A 22,605-nucleotide genomic window follows, 5' to 3' on the forward strand; every position below is an offset into this window, starting at 1 on the left:
TGGGGGTTTTCTGAATACAACAAAAAACCCCGGATAACCGGGGTTTTGCTATTTCAGACCGGGAAATCAGGCTTTTTTCGCTGCGGCAGCGGCTTTGACGATCACGGCGAAAGCGTCGGCTTTCAGTGATGCGCCACCCACCAGTGCGCCATCGATATCTGGCTGAGTAAACAGTTCTGCGGCATTTTTGTCGTTTACCGAACCACCGTACTGGATGATCACTTCAGCAGCGACAGCAGCATCCTGCTTGGCGATATGATCGCGGATAAATTTGTGTACGGCCTGTGCTTGCGCAGGGGTAGCAGATTTGCCGGTGCCAATAGCCCAGACAGGTTCATAAGCGATCACGGTGCCTTTGAAGGCCTCTGCACCTTGAGTTTTCAGCACGGCGTCGAGTTGGCGTGCACAAACTTCTTCGGTTTTACCTGCTTCGTTTTCTGCTTCGGTTTCACCGATGCACAGCACAGGGATCAGGCCAGCCGCTTTCAGCACGGCAAATTTCTCAGCGATCGCGGCATCGCTTTCTTTGTGATAAGTCCGGCGCTCAGAGTGGCCAATGATGATGTATTGCGCACCGACGTCCTTCAGCATGTCGGCAGAGACTTCGCCGGTGAAGGCACCAGACAGGTTAACGTCCACGTTTTGTGCGCCCAGTGCGATACGGCTACCGCCCAATGCGTGCTTGGCCTGATCCAGATACATGACCGGTGGGGCAATGGCTACGCCACAACCGTCAACGCTGCTCAGTTCTTTACGCAGGCCCGCGATCAGTTCATTGACCATATTGGTGCTGCCGTTAAGCTTCCAGTTACCCATAACTAATGGATGACGCATGTTTTTTCTCCAAAAAAGGGACACGAGGGTCGAAATAACCACTGCCAGACCGGCAATTTACCTGCCTGACAGTATAGAGATGAATAAGCACAAAGGCTTTGCTTTTTGTCATTGATTGCCGGGGTTCTCAGGGTTCCGCCAGCGCCAGCTTAATCGGTTCAACAGCGAAGGTGATCCCCTGATCGCCGTTGTCTGCGATCACATAACGTATCGCGCCGACCTGATGCTGATAAAAGCGCAGGCCTTTGCCTTTTTCCAGCAAATTGCTCACCTTGATGATGCTTTCTTCCACGGTCAATGCGGGTTCGAATTGGCGCATCAGGGCGGCCATGTAATTAACGGAGATCGCCCGGGCGGCTTTTTCTTCATTACCTTGCAAGGGCAAATGGGTGATTTGCAACGTTTTGATTTTACCTGTGCCTTTTTCCAACGCGGTAGATGCGTACAGATTTTCGTTAAGCTTGCTGGCGGCACGGGTCAACAGAGGGGAGTCGTCTTCCTTGGCGGCAATCGCGCGGAACTCACCGATCGGTAATTTCGGGTTGTCGCGGTTATATTTTTCGCGAAATCGCACTATCGTCAAATCAAATGTTGGCGCTCCGGCCAGCAGATAAGGTGCGTTTGGCGGGGCACCTGCAACGGCGTCCGGTGGGTCGGCCCAAACGTTGCCAATACCGAATAACAGGCAGGCAATAGCGATGATTTTTCTCAGCATGATAGACGGTATCGGTAACAAGGATGACTCCGATTAAAGCGATATACTCGTCATACTTCAAGTTGCATGTATGTCGGTCGGCTTTCTGCCTGGCAGAAATCTCAACCTGGTATGGTCTATGTTACACTGCGTCATAGAATATATACCCAAAATACGTGAAGTTGCAGTCAACAATGTTAGAGCTTCAAGTAAAGGGCATGGGCAGGCCGAGAGTGCATGAATCAATGACGTTACAACAGTGGTGTTTCTCGTTTAAGGGCCGCATCGGGCGGCGCGATTTCTGGATCTGGATCGGTCTCTGGCTGGTGCTGATGGCGGCTGCTTTCACGCTGGCTAACTACCATCTGGTGGCGATCCAGTCGATCGCTTTCTTTATTGTGGTTTTGCTGTGGCCAACGGCGGCGGTACTGGTTAAGCGCTTGCACGATCGTAACAAGAGCGGTTGGTGGGCGCTGTTACTGATCCTGGCCTGGATGTTGGCTGCAGGGAACTGGCAGATGCTGGCACCGATCTGGCAATGGGGCGTTGGCCGTTTTATTCCGTCGCTGATTATGGTGATGATGGCGCTCGATCTGGGGGCTTTTGTCGGGACTCCTGGTGATAACCGATTCGGCCCTGAGGCCGAACCCGTCAAGTTGCGTTAAATTACCAATAATGCTCGCTGGTGATATGCCCAGGTTTGCGGCGCAGGTGCTTACGCATCTGATGGCATTCTTTCAGCGTTTGTTGTGTATCACGCACCATCTGTGGGTTACCGCACAACATCACATGGCTGGTTTCGGCATTGAGGGTTAAACCTACGGCGGCTTCCAACTGCCCATCTTCGATCAGTGCAGGCACACGTCCGGTTAGCGATCCGGCGGCTTCTTCGCGGCTGACTACGGTCTGAATGCGTAACTTCCCCTGATAGCGTTGTTGCAGTTGCTGCATCAAGGGTAGATAGCTGAGGTCTCGTGCAAAGCGTGCCGCATGAACCAGCACCAGATGGTTGAATCGTTCCAGGTCTTGGCCTTGCTGCAGAATTGACAGGTAAGGGCCGATGGCTGTCCCTGTCGCCAGCATCCACAGCGTATCGCAGTCCGGCACTTCCTCCAGCACAAAGAAACCGGCGGCCTCTTTGGTGATCATCACTTCTGCGCCCGGTTGCAACTGGTTGAGTTTTGGGCTGAGTTTACCTTCCGGCACGGTAACCAGATAGAGTTCCAGATTGGGATCGTTGGGTGCGTTGACATACGAATAGGCGCGCTGAACACGTTCACCGTCGATCTCCAACGCCAGTTTGGCGAACTGCCCGGCGGTGAAGCTGTCGATTGGGGCATCGAGGGTGAGACTGAATAATGTTTCCGTCCAGTGTGTTATCTGCGTGACTTTGCCATTAACCCATTCAGCCATACTGTTTAAAGCTCCTCTGTTTGAATCAAATAAGCACAATGTCGTGAGCCGGAAATGGCATGCGCCGTGCGCTCTATCTGGTAATCCTGGCCAAGCAGACGATGGAACAGTTGCAGTTCTGAATTACACAATTTACTGCATGCACTGGCGGCTACGCCGATAGGGCAATGATTTTCCACCAGCAGTTTGCCCTGCGGATGGTCGAGTAACTCAGCCATGTAACCGTCGTGCTGGCGCAGGCGCACCAGGCGAGAGAGCTTCCCCAGTGGGTGCTCCTCTTGTGCCAGCTCATCGGCATAGCGGCGGAAGAGTTTTTCTTCCCGTGCGAGAATCAGTTTATCCAAACCTTCAGAACCAAACAGTTCGCCGACTGATTCCAGCAACGCTTGCGACAGCCTATCGTGGCTGTCGGCAAACTGGGCATGGCCTTGTTGGGTGAGTGACCAATAGCGCGTCGGTCGGCCTACTTTAGTGCGAGTTTCCTCGTAACAAACCAGCTCACGTTTCTCTAGGGCATGCAGATGCTGACGAATCCCCATCGGCGTGATCTCAAGCAGCTCGGCCAGCATTTTGGCTGAGTGGGGGCCTAAGGTTTTTAGCTGCAATAAAATCAGTTCTGGCGTTTTCATAAACCAAATCCCTATGGTGGTCATATTATTTTAAGTTGATGAAAATAGTTATCGATTAAATGCTACAGCTGAACTACAGCAATTCATTTGGTATTTTTAACCCTTTTTGATTATTCGTACAGTTTAATTTACGAAAATTAAAGTCAATATTGCCAGCATCGCTGTCGTTTATATAGGCCTGAAGCTCGCTAATATTCAGATTTTTTAGCTTATGTGGCACAAGGATAGCGCTTTGCGGTTTATCTTTGGCACTTTAGGTAAGAGTGAATGTAATGAGGAGTGAACACGTTAATGGCGGTAATAAGATAAATCTAATGATATAACAAGTACTGATAAATACTGAATTGGCAGTTTTGATGACGGTGAGATCCGCGTATTAAAGGGGGGTAACATGTTCATCGGAATTGGGCACCGCATGCGGTGCCCTTGAGGTTTACAGCAGGAATTCGTGCAATGCAGCGTCTTTGCGATCCAGATAATGGATTGAGCGGATGCGGCGAATAGTGCGTGATTTACCACGAATCAGCAGGGTTTCGGTGGTGGCGATGCTGCCTTTGCGGGTAATGCCTTCCAGCAGATCGCCCTTGGTGATGCCGGTGGCGGAAAAAATCACGTTATCATTGCGTGCCATTTCTTCCAGAATCAGCACTTTGCCAACGTCGATACCCATCTCTTTGCACCGTGCCAACTCCTGTTCACCGATGCGGCGATTTTCTGTGCTATCACCTTTCACCTGATGGCGGGGTAACAAGCGGGCTTGCATGTCACCATCCAACGCACGGATCACTGCGGCGGATATCACACCTTCTGGTGCACCACCGATACCGTACATCACATCCACTTCGCTGTCCGGCATGCAGGTCAAAATAGAGGCTGCTACGTCGCCGTCTGGAATGGCAAACACTTTTACGCCAAGCTGTTGCATCTGGGCGATTACGGCATCGTGGCGTGGTTTCGCCAAGGTGATTACCGTCAGTTCTGACAGCGGTTTGCCAAGACGAGCGGCGACATTGTGCAGGTTTTCTGCCAGCGGCAGATTGAGATCGATAACTCCGCGTGCCTCAGGGCCAACCACCAGTTTTTCCATATACATGTCTGGTGCATGCAGGAAGGTGCCCCGATCGCCAACGGCCAACACGGCCAGCGCGTTGGACTGGCCCATGGCGGTCATTCTGGTGCCTTCGATCGGATCGACGGCAATATCCACCGCATCGCCCTGACTGGTGCCGACCTGCTCACCGATGAACAACATTGGGGCCTCATCAATCTCGCCTTCACCGATCACAATACGGCCATCGATATCCACTTTATTGAGCATAATGCGCATCGCATTAACGGCGGCACCGTCAGCCGCATTTTTGTCGCCGCGACCCAACCATTTGTAACCCGCTAGAGCGGCGGCTTCGGTAACGCGGGAAAATTCGATGGCTAATTCACGTTTCATGGCAAACCTGTGATTAAGGAAAGGAAGAAAGATTTTAGAAGTTTATCACAGGGCGGCAGTAGCAAGGCGGGGTAAAAAAACGCTGCCCGTGGGCAGCGCATTATCAGGGCAAAACAGCCGGTAAACCTAGTCGTGATCTTCCCAGGCTTGCGCACGGGCCACGGCTTTTTTCCAGCCGCTGTAACGGAAATTACGCTCGGTGGTTTCGATACCGGGGCGGAATTCACGCTCAATGTTGGCTTTGCTCTTCACTTCATCCAGATCGTTCCAGTAGCCGATCGCCAAGCCTGCCAGGTAAGCTGCACCCAACGCCGTGACTTCACGCACTTCAGGGCGCTCAACACGGGTGCCGAGGATGTCAGACTGGAACTGCATCAGGAAGTTGTTGGCAACTGCGCCACCGTCCACACGCAGCGATTGCAGGCGGGTGTTGGCATCAGCCTGCATCGCATCCAGCACGTCGCGCGTCTGGTAGGCGATGGACTCCAGCGTGGCACGGATAATGTGATTGCTGTTCACACCGCGCGTCAGGCCAAAGATGGCGCCACGGGCATACGGATCCCAGTAAGGAGCACCCAGGCCAGTAAAGGCAGGCACCACGTACACCCCGTTGCTGTCTTTGACCTTGGTGGCAAAATACTCGGAGTCAGCGGCATCGCTGATCAACTTCAGCTCATCGCGCAGCCACTGGATCGAAGCACCACCGATAAACACCGCACCTTCCAGCGCATAGTTCACTTCACCGCGCGGGCCACAGGCGATGGTCGTCAACAGGCCATGATTGGAACGCACGGCTTCAGTGCCGGTATTCATCAGCAGGAAGCAGCCTGTGCCATAGGTATTTTTTGCCATGCCCGGTTGCACGCAGAGCTGGCCATACAGCGCCGCTTGCTGGTCACCGGCGATCCCGGCAATAGGGATACGCGTACCGCCTTTACCACCAATATTGGTTTGGCCATAGACTTCTGACGACGGGCGAACTTGCGGCAGCATGGCGCGTGGAATATCCAGCACTTCCAGCATGCGCTCATCCCAATCCAACTGATGGATGTTGAACATCATGGTGCGTGAGGCGTTGGTGAAATCGGTTACGTGCACCCGTCCTTGGGTCATTTTCCAGACCAGCCAGGTGTCAACGGTACCGAACAGCAGTTCGCCACGTTTGGCACGTTCACGAGCGCCTTCAACGTGATCGAGGATCCATTTGACTTTGGTGCCTGAGAAGTAGGGATCAACTACCAGCCCGGTGTTGTGACGGATGTATTCTTCCAGCCCTTCACGCTTGAGCTCTTCGCAGATTTCTGCGGTACGGCGGCACTGCCAGACGATGGCATTATAAATCGGCTTGCCGGTCTCTTTTTCCCAGACGATGGTGGTTTCGCGCTGGTTGGTAATACCGATACCGGCGATTTGGTCAGAGCTGATATCCGCTTTGGCCAGCACTTCCACCAGCGTAGAACTTTGTGAAGACCAGATTTCCATCGGATCGTGTTCCACCCAGCCAGGTTTCGGGTAGATTTGGGTGAACTCACGCTGCGATACCGCAACAATGTTGGCGTCGTGATCGAGCACTACGGCACGTGAACTGGTTGTTCCCTGATCGAGCGCGACAATGTATTTTTTTTCTGTTGTCATGAGTTTAATCCTTATGAATTGTGCCAATCACGCATTACGCTGCTCTGATTTGACCGTGGGTTGATCTTCTTCGACGCATATATCGCAAGGCAGATGGCGGCCAATCAGCGCACGATAACCGAAAGCCCCTAAACCTGCACCGACGATAGGGCCGAAAATTGGCACCAGGAAGTAAGGGATATCGCGTGCGCCAGTAAAGGCTACATTGCCCCAACCTGCCAGATAAGCGAACAGTTTCGGACCGAAATCACGCGCCGGGTTCATGGCGAAGCCGGTCAATGGTCCCATAGAGGCACCAAGAACGGCAATCAGAATACCGATGAGCAGCGGTGCCAGCGGGCCACGCGGAATACCGTTGCCGTCGTCGGTCAGTGCCAGAATCAGGCACATCAGGATGGCGGTGATCACCATTTCAACCAGGAAGGCCTGGCCGACAGAGATATGAGCATTAGGATAGGTAGAGAAAATACCGGCCAACGCCAGGCTTTCGTCACTGCCCCGCACCATCTGATGGGTGCTCTCAAAGTCGAAGAACAGGTTGTAATACAGGCCGTAGACCAGCGCAGCGGCACAGAAGGCACCGGCAATCTGTGACACGATGTAAGGGAGGACTTTGCGGCCATCAAAGCAAGCGAATAACCAAAGTGCCAGTGTGACGGCCGGGTTCAGGTGTGCCCCGGAGATCGCCGCTGTCAGATAGATGGCCATGGCAACGCCCAGGCCCCAAATGATACTGATTTCCCACTGGCCGAAGCTGGCACCGGCCAGTTTCAGTGCTGCAACGCAGCCTACGCCAAAAAAGATCAACAGGCCGGTACCGAGGAATTCCGCGATACACTGACCCTTTAAAGTCGGACTGGTGGTTTGGCTCATAATATTGTTGTCCTGCAGACGTTGTTTATAGGTTTGTATCCTGCTGGGTATACAGGCTTCGTGTATTTCTGCCTGTTGGTGCATCTCTTTTCTATAATCGTCCACTTTTTGATTGAGGACGCGATGTGAATTTATCGTTAACGAACATAAACGAGAAATAGCGAAATCAAAATGTGTGTACCGCGTCATAAAATTGAGCGAATTCGCGTTGTTTAGCGCTCTTTCTGTACACCTAAAAGTGTGGTCCGGCTATTGCGTTGCTCCCTTTTTGTTAACAACTCTGGAGGTAGCAAAAGCAATTTTCAGCTTTAACTGCTAGCAGTGGTTGGAAAATTGCAACAGACTGCGTGTTGGGCCGGTATGTTGCTAGACAGTGAGAGGCAGGCTACATACAATCGTTTTTATCGAAAGAAGCGTTTTCTTGAGGCTGGCGCGTTTGCCACACCAACGCCTGTCAATTTGGCGCGATGCATATTCGCAGTAGCTGCACCTGAAGTTGCGGCACTACCTAGAGATGCACGCCTTGCTATCATGAGGGGACTGAATAATGTCATTTGAAGTATTTGAAAAACTGGAAGCGAAAGTTCAGCAGGCGATTGATACCATCACGTTGTTGCAGATGGAAATTGAAGAACTGAAAGAAAAGAATAGTGCGTTAGCTCAGGAAGTTCAGAGCGCGGCAGGTAACCACGAAGCGCTGGCGCGTGAGAATCAGCAACTGAAAGAAGAGCAGCATCTGTGGCAGGATCGCCTGCGTGCGCTGCTGGGCAAAATGGAAGAGGTTTAATTCTTCTTCCGTGTTTTGCGATCGAAAAGGGCGCTTGGAGCGCCCTTTTTCACATTTAGCCGTTACTCGATATCCAGAGGATCTTCGGAAAGAATGATACCGGTATTGTCGGCGTATAAATGATCGCCGGAGAAGAAGGTCACACCACCGAAATTGACGCGGATATCACTTTCACCGATGCCTTCACTGGCTGCCCCCACCGGGATCGCCGCCATCGCCTGAATACCGATGTCCAACTCTTCCAGATCGTCCACCTGGCGTACTGCACCGTAAACCACGATGCCTTCCCATTCATTCTTGGTGGCCAAACGTGCCAGTTCGGCGTTGATCAGGGCGCGGCGTACAGAGCCGCCGCCATCAATCAGCAGCACACGGCCACGGCCATTTTCTTCGAGCAGTTCGAACAACAGGCCGTTATCCTCAAAGCATTTCACCGTGGTGATCTGCCCGCCAAATGAAGTACGCCCGCCAAAATTGGAGAATAGAGGCTCAACTACGTTGACCTCTTCCTGATAGATATCGCAGAGTTCGGAAGTATCGTATTTCATAGGATTTTACGTCTGTTTGCCGCTGGAATAGTCAGTATATCCCTTTATTCGCCCTGTTGGCAAAACCATCAGTTTTTAACTGAGTACGACACCAATCGCGAATAACAGGTTGGCCAATAATGCGGCTTTTACCATATGCTCCAACAGTGGGCGCATGCCAATGGCCGTCGGATCGCGCAGCACGCGCATAGCGTGGCGAAACAGCAGCGGTATGGCCAATACAAACAGCCAGCCCCACAGGCTGTGCAGGTTAAGCAGAGCAAACAGAGCAAAGCACGCTACGGCGGCGATCAACAGCACGGCGTGGTAGTAACGTGCTTTCTGTGGCCCAAGACGCACCGCCAGGGTATTTTTGCCGTTGACGCGATCGCTTTCGATATCGCGCAGGTTATTGATGTTGAGTACCGCCGCTGCCAACAGGCCACAGGCGGTCGCAGGTAGCATCACGATGCTGTCAAAGGTGTGCGTTTGCAGATAGTGTGAGCCCGCCACGCTGAGCCAGCCGAAAAATACCAGAACAGAAATATCACCCAACCCCAGATAGCCATAGGGTTTATTACCCACGGTATAGGTAATGGCGGCGGCGATCGCCAAGCCACCCAACACCAGAAAACCCACCACATCACCGGGTTTTTCACAGGCCACAGCAATCAGCCAGCAACCGGAAATGGCAATCAGGATCACCGTCAGTATCAACGCCCGTTTCATCTGGGCCTGAGTGATCATGCCTTTCTGCATGCCGCGTAGCGGGCCGATACGATCTTCCTTATCGCTGCCTTTTACTGCGTCGCCGTAATCGTTGGCCAGATTGGAGAGGATCTGTAACAGGCCTGCGGTCAACAAGGCCAACAGGGCTACGCCTGGTTTAAGGCTGCCTTGCCAGGCGGCGATGGCGGAACCTACCACGATGGAAGCAAATGCCAGCGGCAGAGTTCGGGGCCGTAAACTTTCCAGCCAGGCTTTAGCCGGAGTAGTGGGGGTTGATAAGCTCATGTTTCGCTTCAGTAAGTCAAAAGGCGGTGTCCATTCGAAATAAATGCGGGAGGCAATGCCTCCCACAACGATAACTGACAGGACAGTGATGGCGCGATTATAGGATAAAACGACTCAGATCTTCATCCGCTACCAGTTCATCCAGATGATTGCGCACGTAATCGGCGTCAATTGTAATGGATTGACCGTTAATTTCACTCGCGTCATAGGAAATATCTTCCATCAGGCGTTCCAGAACGGTGTGCAAGCGGCGTGCGCCGATATTTTCGGTGCTTTCGTTCACCTGCCAGGCGGCTTCAGCGATGCGGCGGATGCCCTCAGCAGTGAAATCGATCGTCACGCCTTCAGTACCCATCAGCGCTTTGTATTGCTCGGTCAGCGATGCACTAGGCTCGGTCAGGATGCGCTCGAAATCTTCGGTGGTGAGCGCCTGCAGTTCAACGCGGATTGGCAGGCGGCCCTGCAGTTCCGGGATCAGGTCGGAAGGGCTGGCAGTCTGGAAAGCGCCGGAAGCGATAAACAGGATGTGGTCGGTTTTTACCATCCCATGTTTGGTCGATACCGTGCAACCTTCCACCAGCGGCAGCAGATCGCGCTGTACGCCTTCACGGGAAACGTCCGGGCCGGACGTCTGGCCGCCACGCTTACAGATTTTGTCGATCTCATCGATAAACACGATGCCGTGCTGCTCAACGGCTTCCACCGCCTGCTCTTTCAGTTCCTCTGGGTTCACCAGCTTGGCGCCTTCTTCTTCCACCAGCAGTTTGAAAGCCTCTTTGATTTTCAGCTTGCGTGGTTTCTGTTTCTGCCCGCCCAGGTTTTGGAACATGGACTGCAACTGGTTGGTCATCTCTTCCATGCCCGGAGGGGCCATGATTTCGACGCCCACCGGGGCTGCGGCCAGATCAATTTCGATTTCTTTATCGTCCAACTGGCCTTCACGCAATTTCTTGCGGAATACCTGACGGGCGGCAGAAGGTTCTTGCTGTTCTTCGGGTTGGCCCCAGTTATTTTTGGCCGGTGGGATCAGCACGTCGAGAATACGTTCTTCGGCCATTTCTTCGGCACGGGTACGGTTTTTCTCAATCGACTGCAAGCGCACCATTTTCACGGCGGCATCAGTCAGATCGCGGATGATCGAGTCAACTTCTTTACCGACATAGCCCACCTCGGTGAACTTGGTGGCTTCCACTTTGATGAACGGGGCATTAGCCAGCTTGGCCAGGCGGCGGGCGATCTCGGTTTTACCGACGCCGGTCGGGCCGATCATCAGAATATTTTTTGGGGTCACTTCGTGACGCAGCGTCTCGTTGAGCTGCATCCGGCGCCAGCGGTTACGCAGGGCGATAGCGACAGCGCGTTTGGCCTTGTTCTGGCCAATGATATAGCTGTCCAGTTCGCTGACAATTTCGCGCGGAGTCATTTCAGACATGGTATTCGATCCTTACGCTTTGGAAGGCAATTCTTCAATGGTGTGGAAATGGTTGGTGTAAATACAGATGTCACCCGCGATGCTGAGGGATTTCTCAACGATTTCACGGGCGCTCAGCTCGGTATTTTCCAACAGCGCGCGGGCCGCCGACTGGGCATAAGGGCCGCCTGAGCCGATGGCGATCAAATCATTTTCTGGCTGCACCACGTCGCCGTTACCGGTGATGATCAGCGAGGCGTTTTCATCAGCTACCGCCAGCAGCGCTTCGAGTTTGCGCAGCATACGATCGGTACGCCAGTCTTTCGCCAGTTCCACGGCGGCTTTCACCAGATGGCCCTGGTGCATCTCCAGTTTGCGCTCGAACAGTTCGAACAGCGTGAAGGCGTCAGCAGTGCCACCAGCAAAACCGGCAATCACTTTGTCGTTATACAGGCGACGGACTTTTTTGACGTTGCCCTTCATGACCGTATTGCCCAGTGTGGCCTGGCCATCGCCACCGATCACTACCTGGCCGTTGCGGCGTACGCTTACAATTGTTGTCACGAGCAGATCCTCGTTGCAGACGGAAAGAAGACCCCGTTGTCTCTGCTGGCGCAGAAACAACGGGGCACATATTGAGAGTATAGTTGGGGGAGCAGTGACGCTTTTCAACCCCCAACGGCGAGGGGAATGCAACTTGCCATACCGGAGCTCTTCAGGCGGGCCAGGGCTTTGTCGGCTGCTGCTCGGGTGCTGTATGGGCCAAGCATCACGCGGTTCCAGCCGCCACCTGAGGTTATGCGGCTTTCGATGCCTTCAAATGCCAACTGCGCTCGTACGGATTCGGCCTGGTCGGTGGCACGGAACGAACCACATTGCACCATCCACTTCTGTTTCTGCTCGGGCTTGGTTTCCTGTTTGGCCGTTTCTGTTTTAACTTCAGGCTTCACTTCCGGTTTAGGCTTCGGTTCCGGCTGCCGGGTTGGTACCGGCGGTGTGACCGTTTGCGGCTTCGGCTGTTGCACCTGCTGTTGCTGTACCGGTGCCGCACCGTTGTTGAACGGATTGCGTGGCGAGTTCACCTGCTGCTGTTGTATTGGCTGCTGCTGCATCTGCGGCGTGATTTGCTGTTGCGGCATCTGTTGCTGTTGGCGGCCAGTGCTGCGATCGTTATAAGGCACTTCAGACAACTGCGTCGGGCGTTGTTGCATGTCGGCCTGCATCTGTTCCAGCAATTGGCGCTGTTCGTCGGTCAATTGGGTTTTGGAGTTAATCTCACCGCCAGCCGTAGGCTCGGTCGGTGATTGCACACCAATCTGACGGTTTTCCAACTCTTTGATATAGCGCCAACGCTCTTCCGGCTTCGGCGGCAGGCCGTTACCTGGACGATTACTGTGTGCAGGCAGTAGCGGCGCATCGCTTGGCTTGTTATGCGTGATGAAGTAGAGGCCGCCGATAAAGACAATCACCAGGGCGGCAGCGAGCGCCACCACGGTTTTGGATACCTTCGGAGAGCTGCGTTTACGGCTGGGGGTCTTGCGCCGCGCTGCCCCTGAGCGCCCGCGGCTTACATAGTCTCTCTGTGCCACTAGAATTCCGCTGTGTCCTGATGAGGTTAAAGCCTAGCTTCCAGGCTGTTTTATTGGCCATCCTTGCCGTTCGGCAGCAATGGCCACAACAATAATTACGCCTATTTGATAGGCTTTGGGTCCGCCATGTTACTTAACCCAAAAATGTTTGACTAGCGTTTCGGGGCCGCAGTGCTGTCGCGGATAATCAATTCGCTGTCCAAAAGCCGCGATCCGCTGTTCACCGTTTGCCCATGCAATTGCTCCAGCAGCAGTAACATCGCCTGTTGGCCGATCTGGAAGCGCGGTTGGGCCACCGTGGTTAACGGTGGATCACAATACTGTGCCAGTTTGATATCGTCAAAGCCGACGACCGAGAGATCTTGCGGTACCCGCAACCCCAGCTTTTTGGCCTGAAACAGCACGCCAATTGCCATAATGTCGTTGTGGCAAAAGATGGCGGTAGGTGGTTTTGGCAGCGCCATCAGTGATTTCAACGCCTGAGCACCGGATTCGTAGGTGAAATCGCCCCGGGTAATATAACTGCTTTCAACGTGAATGCCGTTGCGGCGCAGTGCTTGGATATAGCCCTGAAGCCGATAATGGCTCAGCGGCATGTGTTCCGGCCCAGCGATGCAGGCGATTTGTTTGTGGCCGAGCTGGTGCAGATAGTGTACGGCTTCGAAGGCGGCGGTCAGGTTATCGATATGAACCGTTGGCAGCTCCAGTTCGGGCGCAAATTCGTTGGCCATCACCATCGGTGGCAGGTTGCGTTGCTCTTCTTTGCTGGCGTCGAACGGCAGGTTGGAACCGAGCAGCAACATACCGTCGATTTGTTTGGTGATAATCAGGTTAACGAAAGTGCGTTCCTGCTGGTTCTGTTGCGCACAGTCGCCGATCAGCACCAGATAACCCTGTTGCGCTGCCGTTTGCTCGATCCCCTGGATCACATCGGCAAAAAATGGATCGCAGATATCAGGGACGATCACCAGGATGGTGCGGGATTCGTTGCGCTTGATATTACGTGTGAGGGCATGAGGGGAATAACCTACGGCCAGCACGGCCTGTTCTACTTTCTGGCGCGTTGGTGTTGATACCTTTTCCGGATTCATCAGCGCACGTGACACGGTGGCTGTTGAAACGCCGGCCATTTCAGCAACGTCCTTCATGGTGGCCATGGATAGTTCTTTCTTGTGTTCCAACGCCTTTCTCCTTGCGTTAGCCACATGCCAACGCGACAACTGGGTGTGCTCATATTCTGGCGTGCGGTGGTGTTATTATTGTTAGCGCCATCCACGTTTAACGTTTTTCTACATGCTGCTGGGGGGACAAAACGTCCGCACAGATATTCTAAACAGATTACGCCCGCCTTTTGTTACCTAAATTTCATAAAAAGTGTGAGTTAGGAGGGGTTTTTCGCGTTCGCTCGCAAATTCAAGGGTAAACGTTTGTTCTCCAGGCGCTGAATCAGATTGCTCCGGGTTCAACTGTCGATCGGATCGACGTCCAGCACCCATTTCACTTTACGGGCCTGTGGCAAGGTGCCGATCAGTGGCAAGGTGGTTTTCATCAGATGTTGCAGCAAACGTCGGGAAGGATGTTGCAACAGCAATTGCCAACGGAAACGGCCACCGCGCTTCGATTGTAATGCCGGAACCGGCCCCATGATCCATAACGAATCATCTTTTAACGGGCTGGCCTCCAGCAGATTGCGCAGTTGCTGCAAGAACAGCGGTGCCTGCTGATTATCGTGATCTTCAGAGCGCACAATGATGTGGCTGGTATACGGCGGCAGGAATACGCTGTTGCGCTCCGCCAGCGTCTGTTTGGCAAAGGCGTCATAGCCCTGTTGCAACAGGATCTGCAGCAGGGGGTGTTCAGGATGGTGGGTTTGCAGCAGCACTTCACCCTGTTTGCCCGCCCGCCCGGCTCGGCCAGAAACCTGAGTGTATAGCTGGGCGAAGCGCTCGGCAGAACGGAAGTCGGCGGAGAACAGAGCACCATCGACATCCAACAGTGCAACCAATGTCACATCAGGGAAGTGGTGGCCTTTTGCCAGCATTTGAGTGCCGATCAGAATACGCGGGCCACCGCGATGAATATCGGCCAGATGTTGTTCCAGCGAGCCTTTGCGGCTGGTGGTATCGCGATCGATACGGGTAATTGCTGTTTCTGGGAACAGCGGTGCCAGCTCATTCTCCAGTTGTTCGGTACCCACGCCGACCGAGACCAGATGTGTGGAACCGCACTGTGGGCACTGGTGCGGCACCGGGCGCTGGCTGTCGCAGTGGTGGCAGCGCAACTGGCGATGATTCTGGTGCAGGGTGTAGTAGTGATCACAGCGCTGGCACTCGGCGATCCAGCCGCATTCATGGCATAACAACGCAGGTGCATAACCACGGCGGTTGAGGAACAGCATCACTTGATTACCGTTTTTCAAGTGGTGTTGCATGCTTTTCAGCAACGGTTGCGACAGCCCCACTTTCAGTGGCAAGCCCTTCAAGTCGATCAGATGTTGATTCGCTGGTTTGGCATTACCTGCGCGCTGAGTCAGTTTAAGCTGGCGATACTTGCCCAACTGCACGTTATGCAGTGTTTCCAGGGCCGGGGTGGCAGATCCCATCACCATCGGGATGTCTTCGGCGTGAGCTCGGAACACCGCCAGATCGCGCGCATGATAGCGCCAACCTTCCTGTTGCTTATAGGAACTGTCGTGTTCTTCATCGATAATGATGACACCAAGACGCGAAAATGGGGTGAATAGCGCCGAACGGGTGCCGATCACAATGGCGGTTTCACCGCTGCGAGCACGCAGCCAAACAGCCAGCCGTTCACTGTCGTTCAAACCGGAATGCAGCACGTCCACCGGAGCGTTAAATCGTTCGCGGAAACGGGCGATGGTCTGTGGCGTCAGGCCGATTTCCGGCACCAGTACCAGTGCCTGCCTGCCTTTGGCCAGAATATTTTCCAGCACGCTGAGATAAACTTCGGTCTTGCCGGAACCGGTTACCCCAGCCAACAGCCAGGCAGCGAAATGCTCGTCTTCACTGCGGATGGCACCCACGGCAGTGGCCTGTTCGGTATTGAGGCGTAACCGCTCACCGAGGACTTCGAAGCCGGGTCGCCAATCCTGCGTTGCCAAAGCCTGGGCTCGGAGATCGGCCAACCCTTTAGCGCGCAATGCCTGTAGTGCGCTTTCGGTTAATTCCAGTTCGCTGACCTGATGGCGATAGACCGGGCGTTGCAACAGTGCCGCCAGTGCCTGCTGTTGTTTGGGGGCGCGTTTGAGGCTTTGCGGAGGCGTGGCCCGCCCTTGTTCAGTGGCAAACCATTGCCACAGCGGCGCGGCCTCTGCCGGTTTACCCTGGCGCAGCAAGACTGGCAGGGCGTGGAACAGCACTTCGCCTATCGGGTAATGGTAGTATTCAACGGCCCACAGCAGGATGCGCCACAGGCTGGGGGAGAACAGGGAACCGTTATCCAACAGGTTGTCGATGGGTTTGAGTTTTTCCAGCGGCAGTTCGCTGGTTTCGCTGCAACCGACCACAATTCCGATCGCCCGTTGCTTACCCCAGGGCACACCCACGCGTGCGCCAGTCACCGCCTGCACGCCTTCTGGCAGCAGATAATCAAAGGTGCGGGCAAGGGGGACCGGTAAAGCGACCTGTACAACGAGCATGTGGCGATCCAAGTAGAAAAAAGTGTGGGCTAGTTTACACCGCAGTCCGCTATCCCCTAAATAATTCGAGTTGCAGGAAGGTGAGCATAAATGTGCAGATCCGTTTGCGCGGTGCATTTAATCCTGTATAATTTGCCGCCTTTGATATAATTCCGTATCAAAATTTATCAATCACGTGTGGTGTCTGGCGAAACAGGGCTGGATAGCGACACGGCCTTAACAGAGGTTTCCCATGAAACAAGGTATCCACCCAAAATACGAAGAAGTTACTGCTAACTGCTCTTGCGGTAACGTGATCAAAATCCGCTCAACCGTGGGTCACGATCTGAACCTGGACGTTTGTGGCGCATGCCACCCGTTCTACACTGGCAAGCAGCGTGATGTTGCTACCGGTGGCCGCGTTGACCGCTTTAACAAGCGTTTCAGCGTGCCAGGCGTTAAGAAATAAGTTTTCTTACTGTCTGTCAGATGAAAAAGGCGCCGCTGGCGCCTTTTTCGTTTCTGTCATCTGCCAGCCGGGATCAGTAATCCCAGGTATCGGGATCCACACCCAATTCACGCATCAGCACTTTCGCGGCTTCAGGGATTTCATCGCTGCGTTCTTTGCGCAGATCGTCATCGTTCGGCAGCGGCTGGCCAGTAAAAGCGTGCAGGAATGCTTCGCACAGCAATTCGCTGTTGGTTGCGTGGCGCAGGTTGTTCACCTGGCGGCGGGTCCGTTCATCAGTGAGGATCTTCAGGACCTTCAGCGGAATGGACACCGTGATTTTCTTTACTTGCTCGCTTTTTTTACCGTGTTCAGCGTAAGGGCTGACATACTCGCCGTTCCACTCAGCCATGGGACACCTTAAAATTTGTCAGAAAAATTACTACATTCTAGAAACCGGCCAATTATGCCCGATCTTCACGGTTCTCACTAATAAATGTCAATTTTGCGCGATAAGATTCACCGAATTGCGACTCTTAGCAGACCTTATGCCAGCATTTTTGCATTAACATCTTATCGTCATAACAAACCGCTACAATTTTAGCGGGTATTGGTTCTTTGCTCAATCTATACGCAAAGAAGTTTAGATGTCCAGATGTATTGACGTCTATTTTTGCTGCGGGTAATCTTTAGGCTTCATTTACCCACTTTCCGAGAGCAGAGCCACCCTATGACGCGTAAACCAGCCACCATTGCCGTGCGTAGCGGTCTGAATAATGACGAACAGTACGGTTGTGTCGTCCCGCCAATCCACCTTTCGAGCACTTATAACTTCATCGACTTCAATCAGCCCCGCGCCCATGATTATTCCCGCCGTGGTAACCCGACACGTGATGTGGTGCAACGTGCGCTGGCGGAGCTTGAGGGCGGTGCTGGTGCAGTGATGACCAGCAGCGGGATGTCGGCGATCCATCTGGTGACCACCGTGCTGCTGAAGCCGGGCGACTTGTTAGTGGCTCCGCACGACTGTTATGGCGGCAGTTATCGCCTGTTCGACAGCCTGAGCAAGCGTGGTGCCTATCGCGTGCTGTTTGTCGATCAGGGGAATGAGGCCGCGCTGCAACAGGCGTTGGCGCAAAAACCGAAGCTGGTGCTGATCGAAAGCCCGAGCAATCCGCTATTGCGCGTGGTCGATATTGCGGCAATCTGCAATGCCGCGCACGAGGTGGGGGCGCTCACGGTGGTGGATAACACCTTCCTCAGCCCAGCCTTGCAACAGCCACTGGCGCTGGGTGCCGATCTGGTGGTGCATTCCTGCACCAAATACCTCAATGGCCATTCTGATGTGGTGGCCGGTACGGTGATCGCCAAGGATCCTGAGCTAGCGGTAGAACTGGCGTGGTGGGCGAATAACATTGGTGTCACCGGGGGAGCATTCGACAGCTATCTGCTGCTGCGCGGCATCCGTACCTTGTCACCGCGCATCAAGGCGGCACAGCACAACGCTGGTGCGATTGTCAGCTATTTACAGCAGCAACCCTTGGTCAAAAAGCTGTATCATCCTTCTCTGCCAGAAAACCCAGGCCATGAGATTGCATGCCGTCAGCAGCGCGGGTTTGGTGCCATGCTCAGCTTTGAACTGGACGGTGACGAAGCGCTGTTGCGGCGTTTCCTCTCGGCTTTGCAACTGTTTACGCTGGCGGAATCATTGGGTGGCGTAGAAAGCCTGATCTCGCATGCGGCGACCATGACTCACGCCGGTATGGCGCCAGAAGCTCGCACTGCAGCCGGGATTTCCGAAAGTCTGTTGCGTATTTCTGTGGGTATTGAAGACTGTGATGATTTGATTGCCGATCTGGAACAAGCCTTCCAGGCGGCGGCAACGAGGTAAGCATGAATGCAATTGCGGTAGCAGGGGCAGTAAACGGGCGTCAACTGCACAAATTTGGTGGTAGCAGCTTGGCTGATGTGAAGTGTTATCAGCGGGTGGCCGGGATCATGGCCGAGTACAGCCAGCCGGGTGACATGATGGTGGTTTCGGCGGCGGGGAGTACCACTAACCAACTGATTAGCTGGTTGAAGCTGAGCCAGAGCGATCGCCTTTCCGCATACCAGGTGCAGCAAACGCTGCGCCGTTATCACAGCGAATTGATTTCTGGCTTATTGCCACCGGAGACGGCTGAACCGCTGATTGCCGAATTCATTCACGATCTTGAGCGTTTGGCGGCCTTGCTGGACGGCAAAGTCGATGATGCAGTGTACGCCGAAGTGGTGGGCCACGGTGAAATCTGGTCGGCGCGCCTGATGGCTGCGGTACTGAACAAGCAGGATATGCAGGCCGCTTGGCTCGATGCGCGCGATTTCTTGCGTGCCGAACGGGTGGCACAACCCCAGGTGGACGAAGGCCGTTCCTATCCATTATTGCAGCAGTTGCTGGCGCAACATCCGGGCAAACGCTTGGTGGTGACCGGTTTTATTTCGCGCAACGATAGCGGTGAAACCGTACTGCTCGGGCGTAACGGCAGTGACTATTCCGCTACGCAGATTGGTGCCTTGGCGGGTGTGGCGCGTGTCACCATCTGGAGCGACGTGGCTGGGGTCTACAGTGCCGATCCGCGTAAGGTGAAAGATGCTTGTCTGCTGCCGCTGCTGCGCTTGGATGAAGCCAGTGAGCTGGCACGGCTGGCGGCACCGGTATTGCATACTCGCACATTGCAGCCGGTTTCCGGCAGTGACATCGATCTGCAACTGCGTTGCAGCTACCAACCGGAGCAGGGCTCGACGCGCATCGAACGCGTACTGGCTTCGGGTACCGGTGCCAAAATTGTGACCAGCCATGATGATGTTTGCCTAATTGAATTCAGCGTGGCGTCACGGCATGACTTCAAACTGGCGCAGAAAGAGCTGGAACTGGTGTTGAAGCGTGCACAGATTAAACCGCTGGCGGTGGGCGTTCATCCAGATCGTAACCTGATTCAACTGTGTTACACCTCCGAAGTGGTGAACAGCGTGTTGCGCATTCTGCAACAGGCCGTATTGCCGGGTGAACTGCAACTGCGCGAAGGGCTGGCGCTGGTGGCGCTGGTCGGTGCCGGTGTATGCAAGAATCCGTTGCACAGCCACCGTTTTTACCAGCAGTTGAACGATCAGCCGGTAGAGTTCATCTGGCAGGCAGAAGATGGCATCAGCCTGGTGGCGGTGTTGCGTCAGGGGCCGACTGGCCTGCTGATTCAGGGGCTGCACCAAACGTTATTCCGTGCAGAGAAACGCATCGGCCTAGTGCTGTTTGGCAAGGGCAACATTGGTTCACGCTGGCTGGAACTGTTTGCCCGTGAGCAGAAAAACCTCTCGGCACGTAGCGGTTTTGAATTCACCTTGGCCGGGGTGGTGGATAGCCGCCGCAGCCTGTTGAACTACGAGGGGCTCGATACCAGCCGTGCGCTGGCGTTTTTTGAAGAGGAAGCCCAGGAACTGGATGAAGAGTCGCTGTTCCTGTGGATGCGTGCTCATCCGTTTGACGATCTGGTGGTGCTCGACGTTACCGCCAGCGAAAACATGGCAGAACAGTATCTGGATTTTGCCAGCTACGGTTTCCACGTTATCAGCGCCAATAAGTTGGCGGGGGCATCAGGTAGTGGTAATTATCGCCAGATTCGTGACGCTTTTGCTAAAACCGGCAGCCACTGGCTGTATAACGCCACCGTTGGGGCTGGTTTGCCAGTGAACCACACCGTGCGCGATCTGCGCGACAGCGGCGACAGCATCCTGGCGATCAGCGGTATTTTCTCCGGGACGCTCTCCTGGCTGTTCCTGCAGTTTGACGGCACGGTGCCGTTCACTGAACTGGTGGATCAGGCGTGGCAGCAGGGTTTGACGGAGCCGGATCCGCGTGTCGATCTCTCCGGGCAAGACGTTATGCGCAAACTGGTGATTCTGGCGCGTGAAGCGGGTTACGACATCGAGCCGAATCAGGTGCGTGTGGAATCGCTGGTGCCTGCCGGGGCGGAGCAAGGTTCCATCGATCAGTTCTTCGAAAACGGCGATGCGCTGAACCAGCAAATGCTGCAGCGCTTTGAAGCCGCCAGCGAAATGGGATTGGTGCTGCGGCATGTGGCGCGTTTTGATGCTAATGGTAAAGCTCGGGTTGGCGTAGAAGCCGTGCGCCCAGAACATCCACTGGCTTCGCTGTTGCCGTGCGACAACGTCTTTGCCATTGAAAGCCGCTGGTATCGCGATAATCCGCTGGTGATTCGTGGGCCAGGGGCGGGGCGTGATGTGACCGCTGGGGCGATCCAGTCTGATCTTAACCGCCTGGCACAGCTGCTTTAATCCTCCGACGGGTGCTATGGAAGGTGCCCGGTTCCGATCCTCGTCGACACGATCATGAAGTTCTTTCATGTTGTGTGAGGATTCCTCATGGTATTACCCTCAGTTTCCTGTTGACTCTTGGGAGCACATACGGCATTTTCTATCTAGACGTCTAAACGTATAGACGCTTACGAAAATAAAATAGTGATCGATAAGAGGCGGACAGGGTATGAGTTTTTTTCACGCAAACCAGCGGGAAGCGCTGAATCAGAATCTGGCGGAGTTAACTGGCCAGATTAATGTATCGTTCGAGTTTTTCCCGCCGCGTACCAGCGAGATGGAAGATACCCTGTGGCAGTCGATCGATCGTCTGAGCAGCCTTAAACCTAAATTTGTCTCTGTGACCTATGGTGCTAATTCTGGTGAGCGCGATCGCACCCATAGCATCATCAAAGGTATTAAAGAACGTACCGGCCTGGATGCCGCACCGCACCTGACCTGTATCGACGCCACTCCGGCACAGTTGCGGGATATTGCGGCCGATTACTGGAACAGCGGTATTCGCCACATCGTTGCCCTGCGTGGCGATCTGCCTCCGGGCAGCGGCAAGCCGGAAATGTATGCCGCCGACCTGGTGACGTTGCTGAAAGACGTTGGTGATTTTGATATCTCTGTGGCGGCCTACCCGGAAGTACACCCAGAAGCCAAAAGCGCCCAGGCCGACTTGATCAACCTGAAGCGTAAAATCGATGCCGGTGCTAACCGTGCCATTACCCAGTTCTTCTTCGATGTGGAAAGTTACCTGCGCTTCCGCGATCGCTGTGTGGCGACCGGTATTGATGTAGAAATCGTGCCGGGGATCTTGCCGGTTTCCAATTTCAAACAGTTGCAACGTTTTGCCACCATGACTAATGTGCGGGTGCCAAGCTGGATGACCAACATGTTTGCCGGGCTGGACGACGATCCGGAAACCCGCAAAATGGTGGGGGCTAATATCGCCATGGATATGGTGAGGATCCTCAGCCGCGAAGGGGTGAAGGATTTCCATTTCTATACGCTGAATCGTGCGGAAATGAGCTATGCCATCTGCCATACGTTGGGGGTTCGCCCGGCAGTCGCCTGATCTCTTGGTGGTGTTGAAAAGAGCGCGGTGTAATCACTGCGCTTTTTTTGTATTCAGAAAACCCCCAGCTAGGCTGGGGGTTCCGTCAAGCTTCCAGCTTTGAGTCGGCTCTTTTAATGGCCAGTAACGCTTGTGGTCAGGTAGCAACAAAGCACCTCTGGAGATAGGTAAACCGCTAATAGTTGCTGAGAAAGGCTTAGCGCATACCCGATGAATGAGAGAAGTACCCACACGTTACT

21 protein-coding genes are annotated in these 22,605 nt (G+C 54.1%); 6 read left to right on the plus strand and 15 right to left on the minus strand.

Annotated elements, in window-relative coordinates; genetic code table 11:
* Positions 1-66 precede the first annotated feature (66 nt).
* Complete coding sequence (tpiA, locus tag IV04_RS06120; protein WP_037404276.1) at positions 67-834, minus strand: triose-phosphate isomerase; 768 nt, start codon at positions 832-834, stop codon at positions 67-69.
* 127 nt (positions 835-961) lie between these two features.
* Positions 962-1,549 carry a DUF1454 family protein gene (locus IV04_RS06125; RefSeq protein ID WP_037404278.1) on the minus strand — a complete coding sequence of 196 codons (588 nt, stop codon included), beginning with the start codon at positions 1,547-1,549 and terminating at the stop codon, positions 962-964.
* Positions 1,550-1,773: 224 nt separating this feature from the next.
* Between IV04_RS06125 and IV04_RS06130 the strand changes: the two genes are divergently transcribed.
* Positions 1,774-2,193 carry a DUF805 domain-containing protein gene (locus IV04_RS06130; protein WP_037404280.1) on the plus strand — a complete coding sequence of 140 codons (420 nt, stop codon included), beginning with the start codon at positions 1,774-1,776 and terminating at the stop codon, positions 2,191-2,193.
* A 1-nt stretch (position 2,194) separates the two neighbouring features.
* Here the strand turns inward: IV04_RS06130 and fpr are convergent, their stop codons facing one another.
* From fpr to IV04_RS06155, 5 genes are all read right to left on the minus strand, one after another.
* On the minus strand, positions 2,195-2,941 hold the full coding sequence (gene fpr / locus IV04_RS06135; RefSeq protein ID WP_037404282.1) for a ferredoxin--NADP(+) reductase: 747 nt from the start codon (positions 2,939-2,941) through the stop codon (positions 2,195-2,197).
* 5 nt (positions 2,942-2,946) lie between these two features.
* Complete coding sequence (locus IV04_RS06140) at positions 2,947-3,570, minus strand: metalloregulator ArsR/SmtB family transcription factor (protein WP_037404283.1); 624 nt, start codon at positions 3,568-3,570, stop codon at positions 2,947-2,949.
* Between the two features lie 433 nt (positions 3,571-4,003).
* Entirely contained in the window at positions 4,004-5,014 is a 1,011-nt protein-coding gene (gene glpX / locus IV04_RS06145) for a class II fructose-bisphosphatase (RefSeq protein WP_037404284.1), read from the minus strand.
* A gap of 126 nt (positions 5,015-5,140) precedes the next feature.
* The gene (gene glpK, locus IV04_RS06150) at positions 5,141-6,649 is read right to left on the minus strand and encodes a glycerol kinase GlpK (protein ID WP_037404285.1); all 1,509 of its coding nucleotides are present in this window, start codon (positions 6,647-6,649) and stop codon (positions 5,141-5,143) included.
* Positions 6,650-6,676: 27 nt separating this feature from the next.
* Positions 6,677-7,522, minus strand: a complete 846-nt coding sequence (locus IV04_RS06155) for an MIP/aquaporin family protein (protein ID WP_037404328.1) — start codon at positions 7,520-7,522, stop codon at positions 6,677-6,679.
* A 547-nt stretch (positions 7,523-8,069) separates the two neighbouring features.
* Here IV04_RS06155 and zapB point away from each other — a divergent pair.
* A complete protein-coding gene (gene zapB, locus IV04_RS06160; RefSeq protein ID WP_037404287.1) occupies positions 8,070-8,309 on the plus strand; it encodes a septal ring assembly protein ZapB in 240 nt (79 codons plus the stop codon).
* A 62-nt stretch (positions 8,310-8,371) separates the two neighbouring features.
* Here zapB and rraA read toward each other — a convergent pair whose 3' ends face one another.
* From rraA to priA, 7 genes are all read right to left on the minus strand, one after another.
* The gene (rraA, locus tag IV04_RS06165) at positions 8,372-8,857 is read right to left on the minus strand and encodes a ribonuclease E activity regulator RraA (protein ID WP_037404288.1); all 486 of its coding nucleotides are present in this window, start codon (positions 8,855-8,857) and stop codon (positions 8,372-8,374) included.
* Positions 8,858-8,932: 75 nt separating this feature from the next.
* Positions 8,933-9,850, minus strand: coding sequence for a 1,4-dihydroxy-2-naphthoate polyprenyltransferase (locus IV04_RS06170; protein ID WP_037404289.1), 918 nt, complete (start codon positions 9,848-9,850; stop codon positions 8,933-8,935).
* A gap of 97 nt (positions 9,851-9,947) precedes the next feature.
* Entirely contained in the window at positions 9,948-11,282 is a 1,335-nt protein-coding gene (gene hslU, locus IV04_RS06175; protein WP_037404290.1) for an HslU--HslV peptidase ATPase subunit, read from the minus strand.
* A 12-nt stretch (positions 11,283-11,294) separates the two neighbouring features.
* Positions 11,295-11,825: an ATP-dependent protease subunit HslV gene (gene hslV / locus IV04_RS06180; RefSeq protein WP_037404291.1), complete on the minus strand. Its 531-nt coding sequence runs from the start codon at positions 11,823-11,825 to the stop codon at positions 11,295-11,297.
* A 104-nt stretch (positions 11,826-11,929) separates the two neighbouring features.
* Positions 11,930-12,850, minus strand: a complete 921-nt coding sequence (ftsN, locus tag IV04_RS06185) for a cell division protein FtsN (RefSeq protein ID WP_037404292.1) — start codon at positions 12,848-12,850, stop codon at positions 11,930-11,932.
* 152 nt (positions 12,851-13,002) lie between these two features.
* Positions 13,003-14,031: a DNA-binding transcriptional regulator CytR gene (cytR, locus tag IV04_RS06190; protein ID WP_037404295.1), complete on the minus strand. Its 1,029-nt coding sequence runs from the start codon at positions 14,029-14,031 to the stop codon at positions 13,003-13,005.
* Positions 14,032-14,312: 281 nt separating this feature from the next.
* On the minus strand, positions 14,313-16,508 hold the full coding sequence (gene priA, locus IV04_RS06195) for a primosomal protein N' (protein WP_037404296.1): 2,196 nt from the start codon (positions 16,506-16,508) through the stop codon (positions 14,313-14,315).
* Between the two features lie 232 nt (positions 16,509-16,740).
* Between priA and rpmE the strand changes: the two genes are divergently transcribed.
* A complete protein-coding gene (rpmE, locus tag IV04_RS06200; RefSeq protein ID WP_037404298.1) occupies positions 16,741-16,956 on the plus strand; it encodes a 50S ribosomal protein L31 in 216 nt (71 codons plus the stop codon).
* A 73-nt stretch (positions 16,957-17,029) separates the two neighbouring features.
* On the opposite strand, the gene metJ is transcribed toward rpmE, so the two are convergent.
* Positions 17,030-17,347 carry a met regulon transcriptional regulator MetJ gene (metJ, locus tag IV04_RS06205; RefSeq protein WP_037404299.1) on the minus strand — a complete coding sequence of 106 codons (318 nt, stop codon included), beginning with the start codon at positions 17,345-17,347 and terminating at the stop codon, positions 17,030-17,032.
* 318 nt (positions 17,348-17,665) lie between these two features.
* Here metJ and metB point away from each other — a divergent pair, with 318 nt between their 5' ends.
* The 3 genes from metB (at position 17,666) to metF (ending at position 22,366) form a co-directional block, all read left to right on the plus strand.
* Complete coding sequence (gene metB, locus IV04_RS06210; protein WP_037404301.1) at positions 17,666-18,826, plus strand: cystathionine gamma-synthase; 1,161 nt, start codon at positions 17,666-17,668, stop codon at positions 18,824-18,826.
* A 2-nt stretch (positions 18,827-18,828) separates the two neighbouring features.
* Entirely contained in the window at positions 18,829-21,264 is a 2,436-nt protein-coding gene (locus IV04_RS06215) for a bifunctional aspartate kinase/homoserine dehydrogenase II (protein ID WP_037404303.1), read from the plus strand.
* 208 nt (positions 21,265-21,472) lie between these two features.
* Complete coding sequence (gene metF, locus IV04_RS06220; protein WP_037404305.1) at positions 21,473-22,366, plus strand: methylenetetrahydrofolate reductase; 894 nt, start codon at positions 21,473-21,475, stop codon at positions 22,364-22,366.
* The last annotated feature ends 239 nt before the right edge of the window (positions 22,367-22,605 follow it).

This window comes from Serratia sp. Ag1 (genome assembly GCF_000743355.1).
Taxonomy (GTDB): Bacteria; Pseudomonadota; Gammaproteobacteria; order Enterobacterales; family Enterobacteriaceae; genus Chania.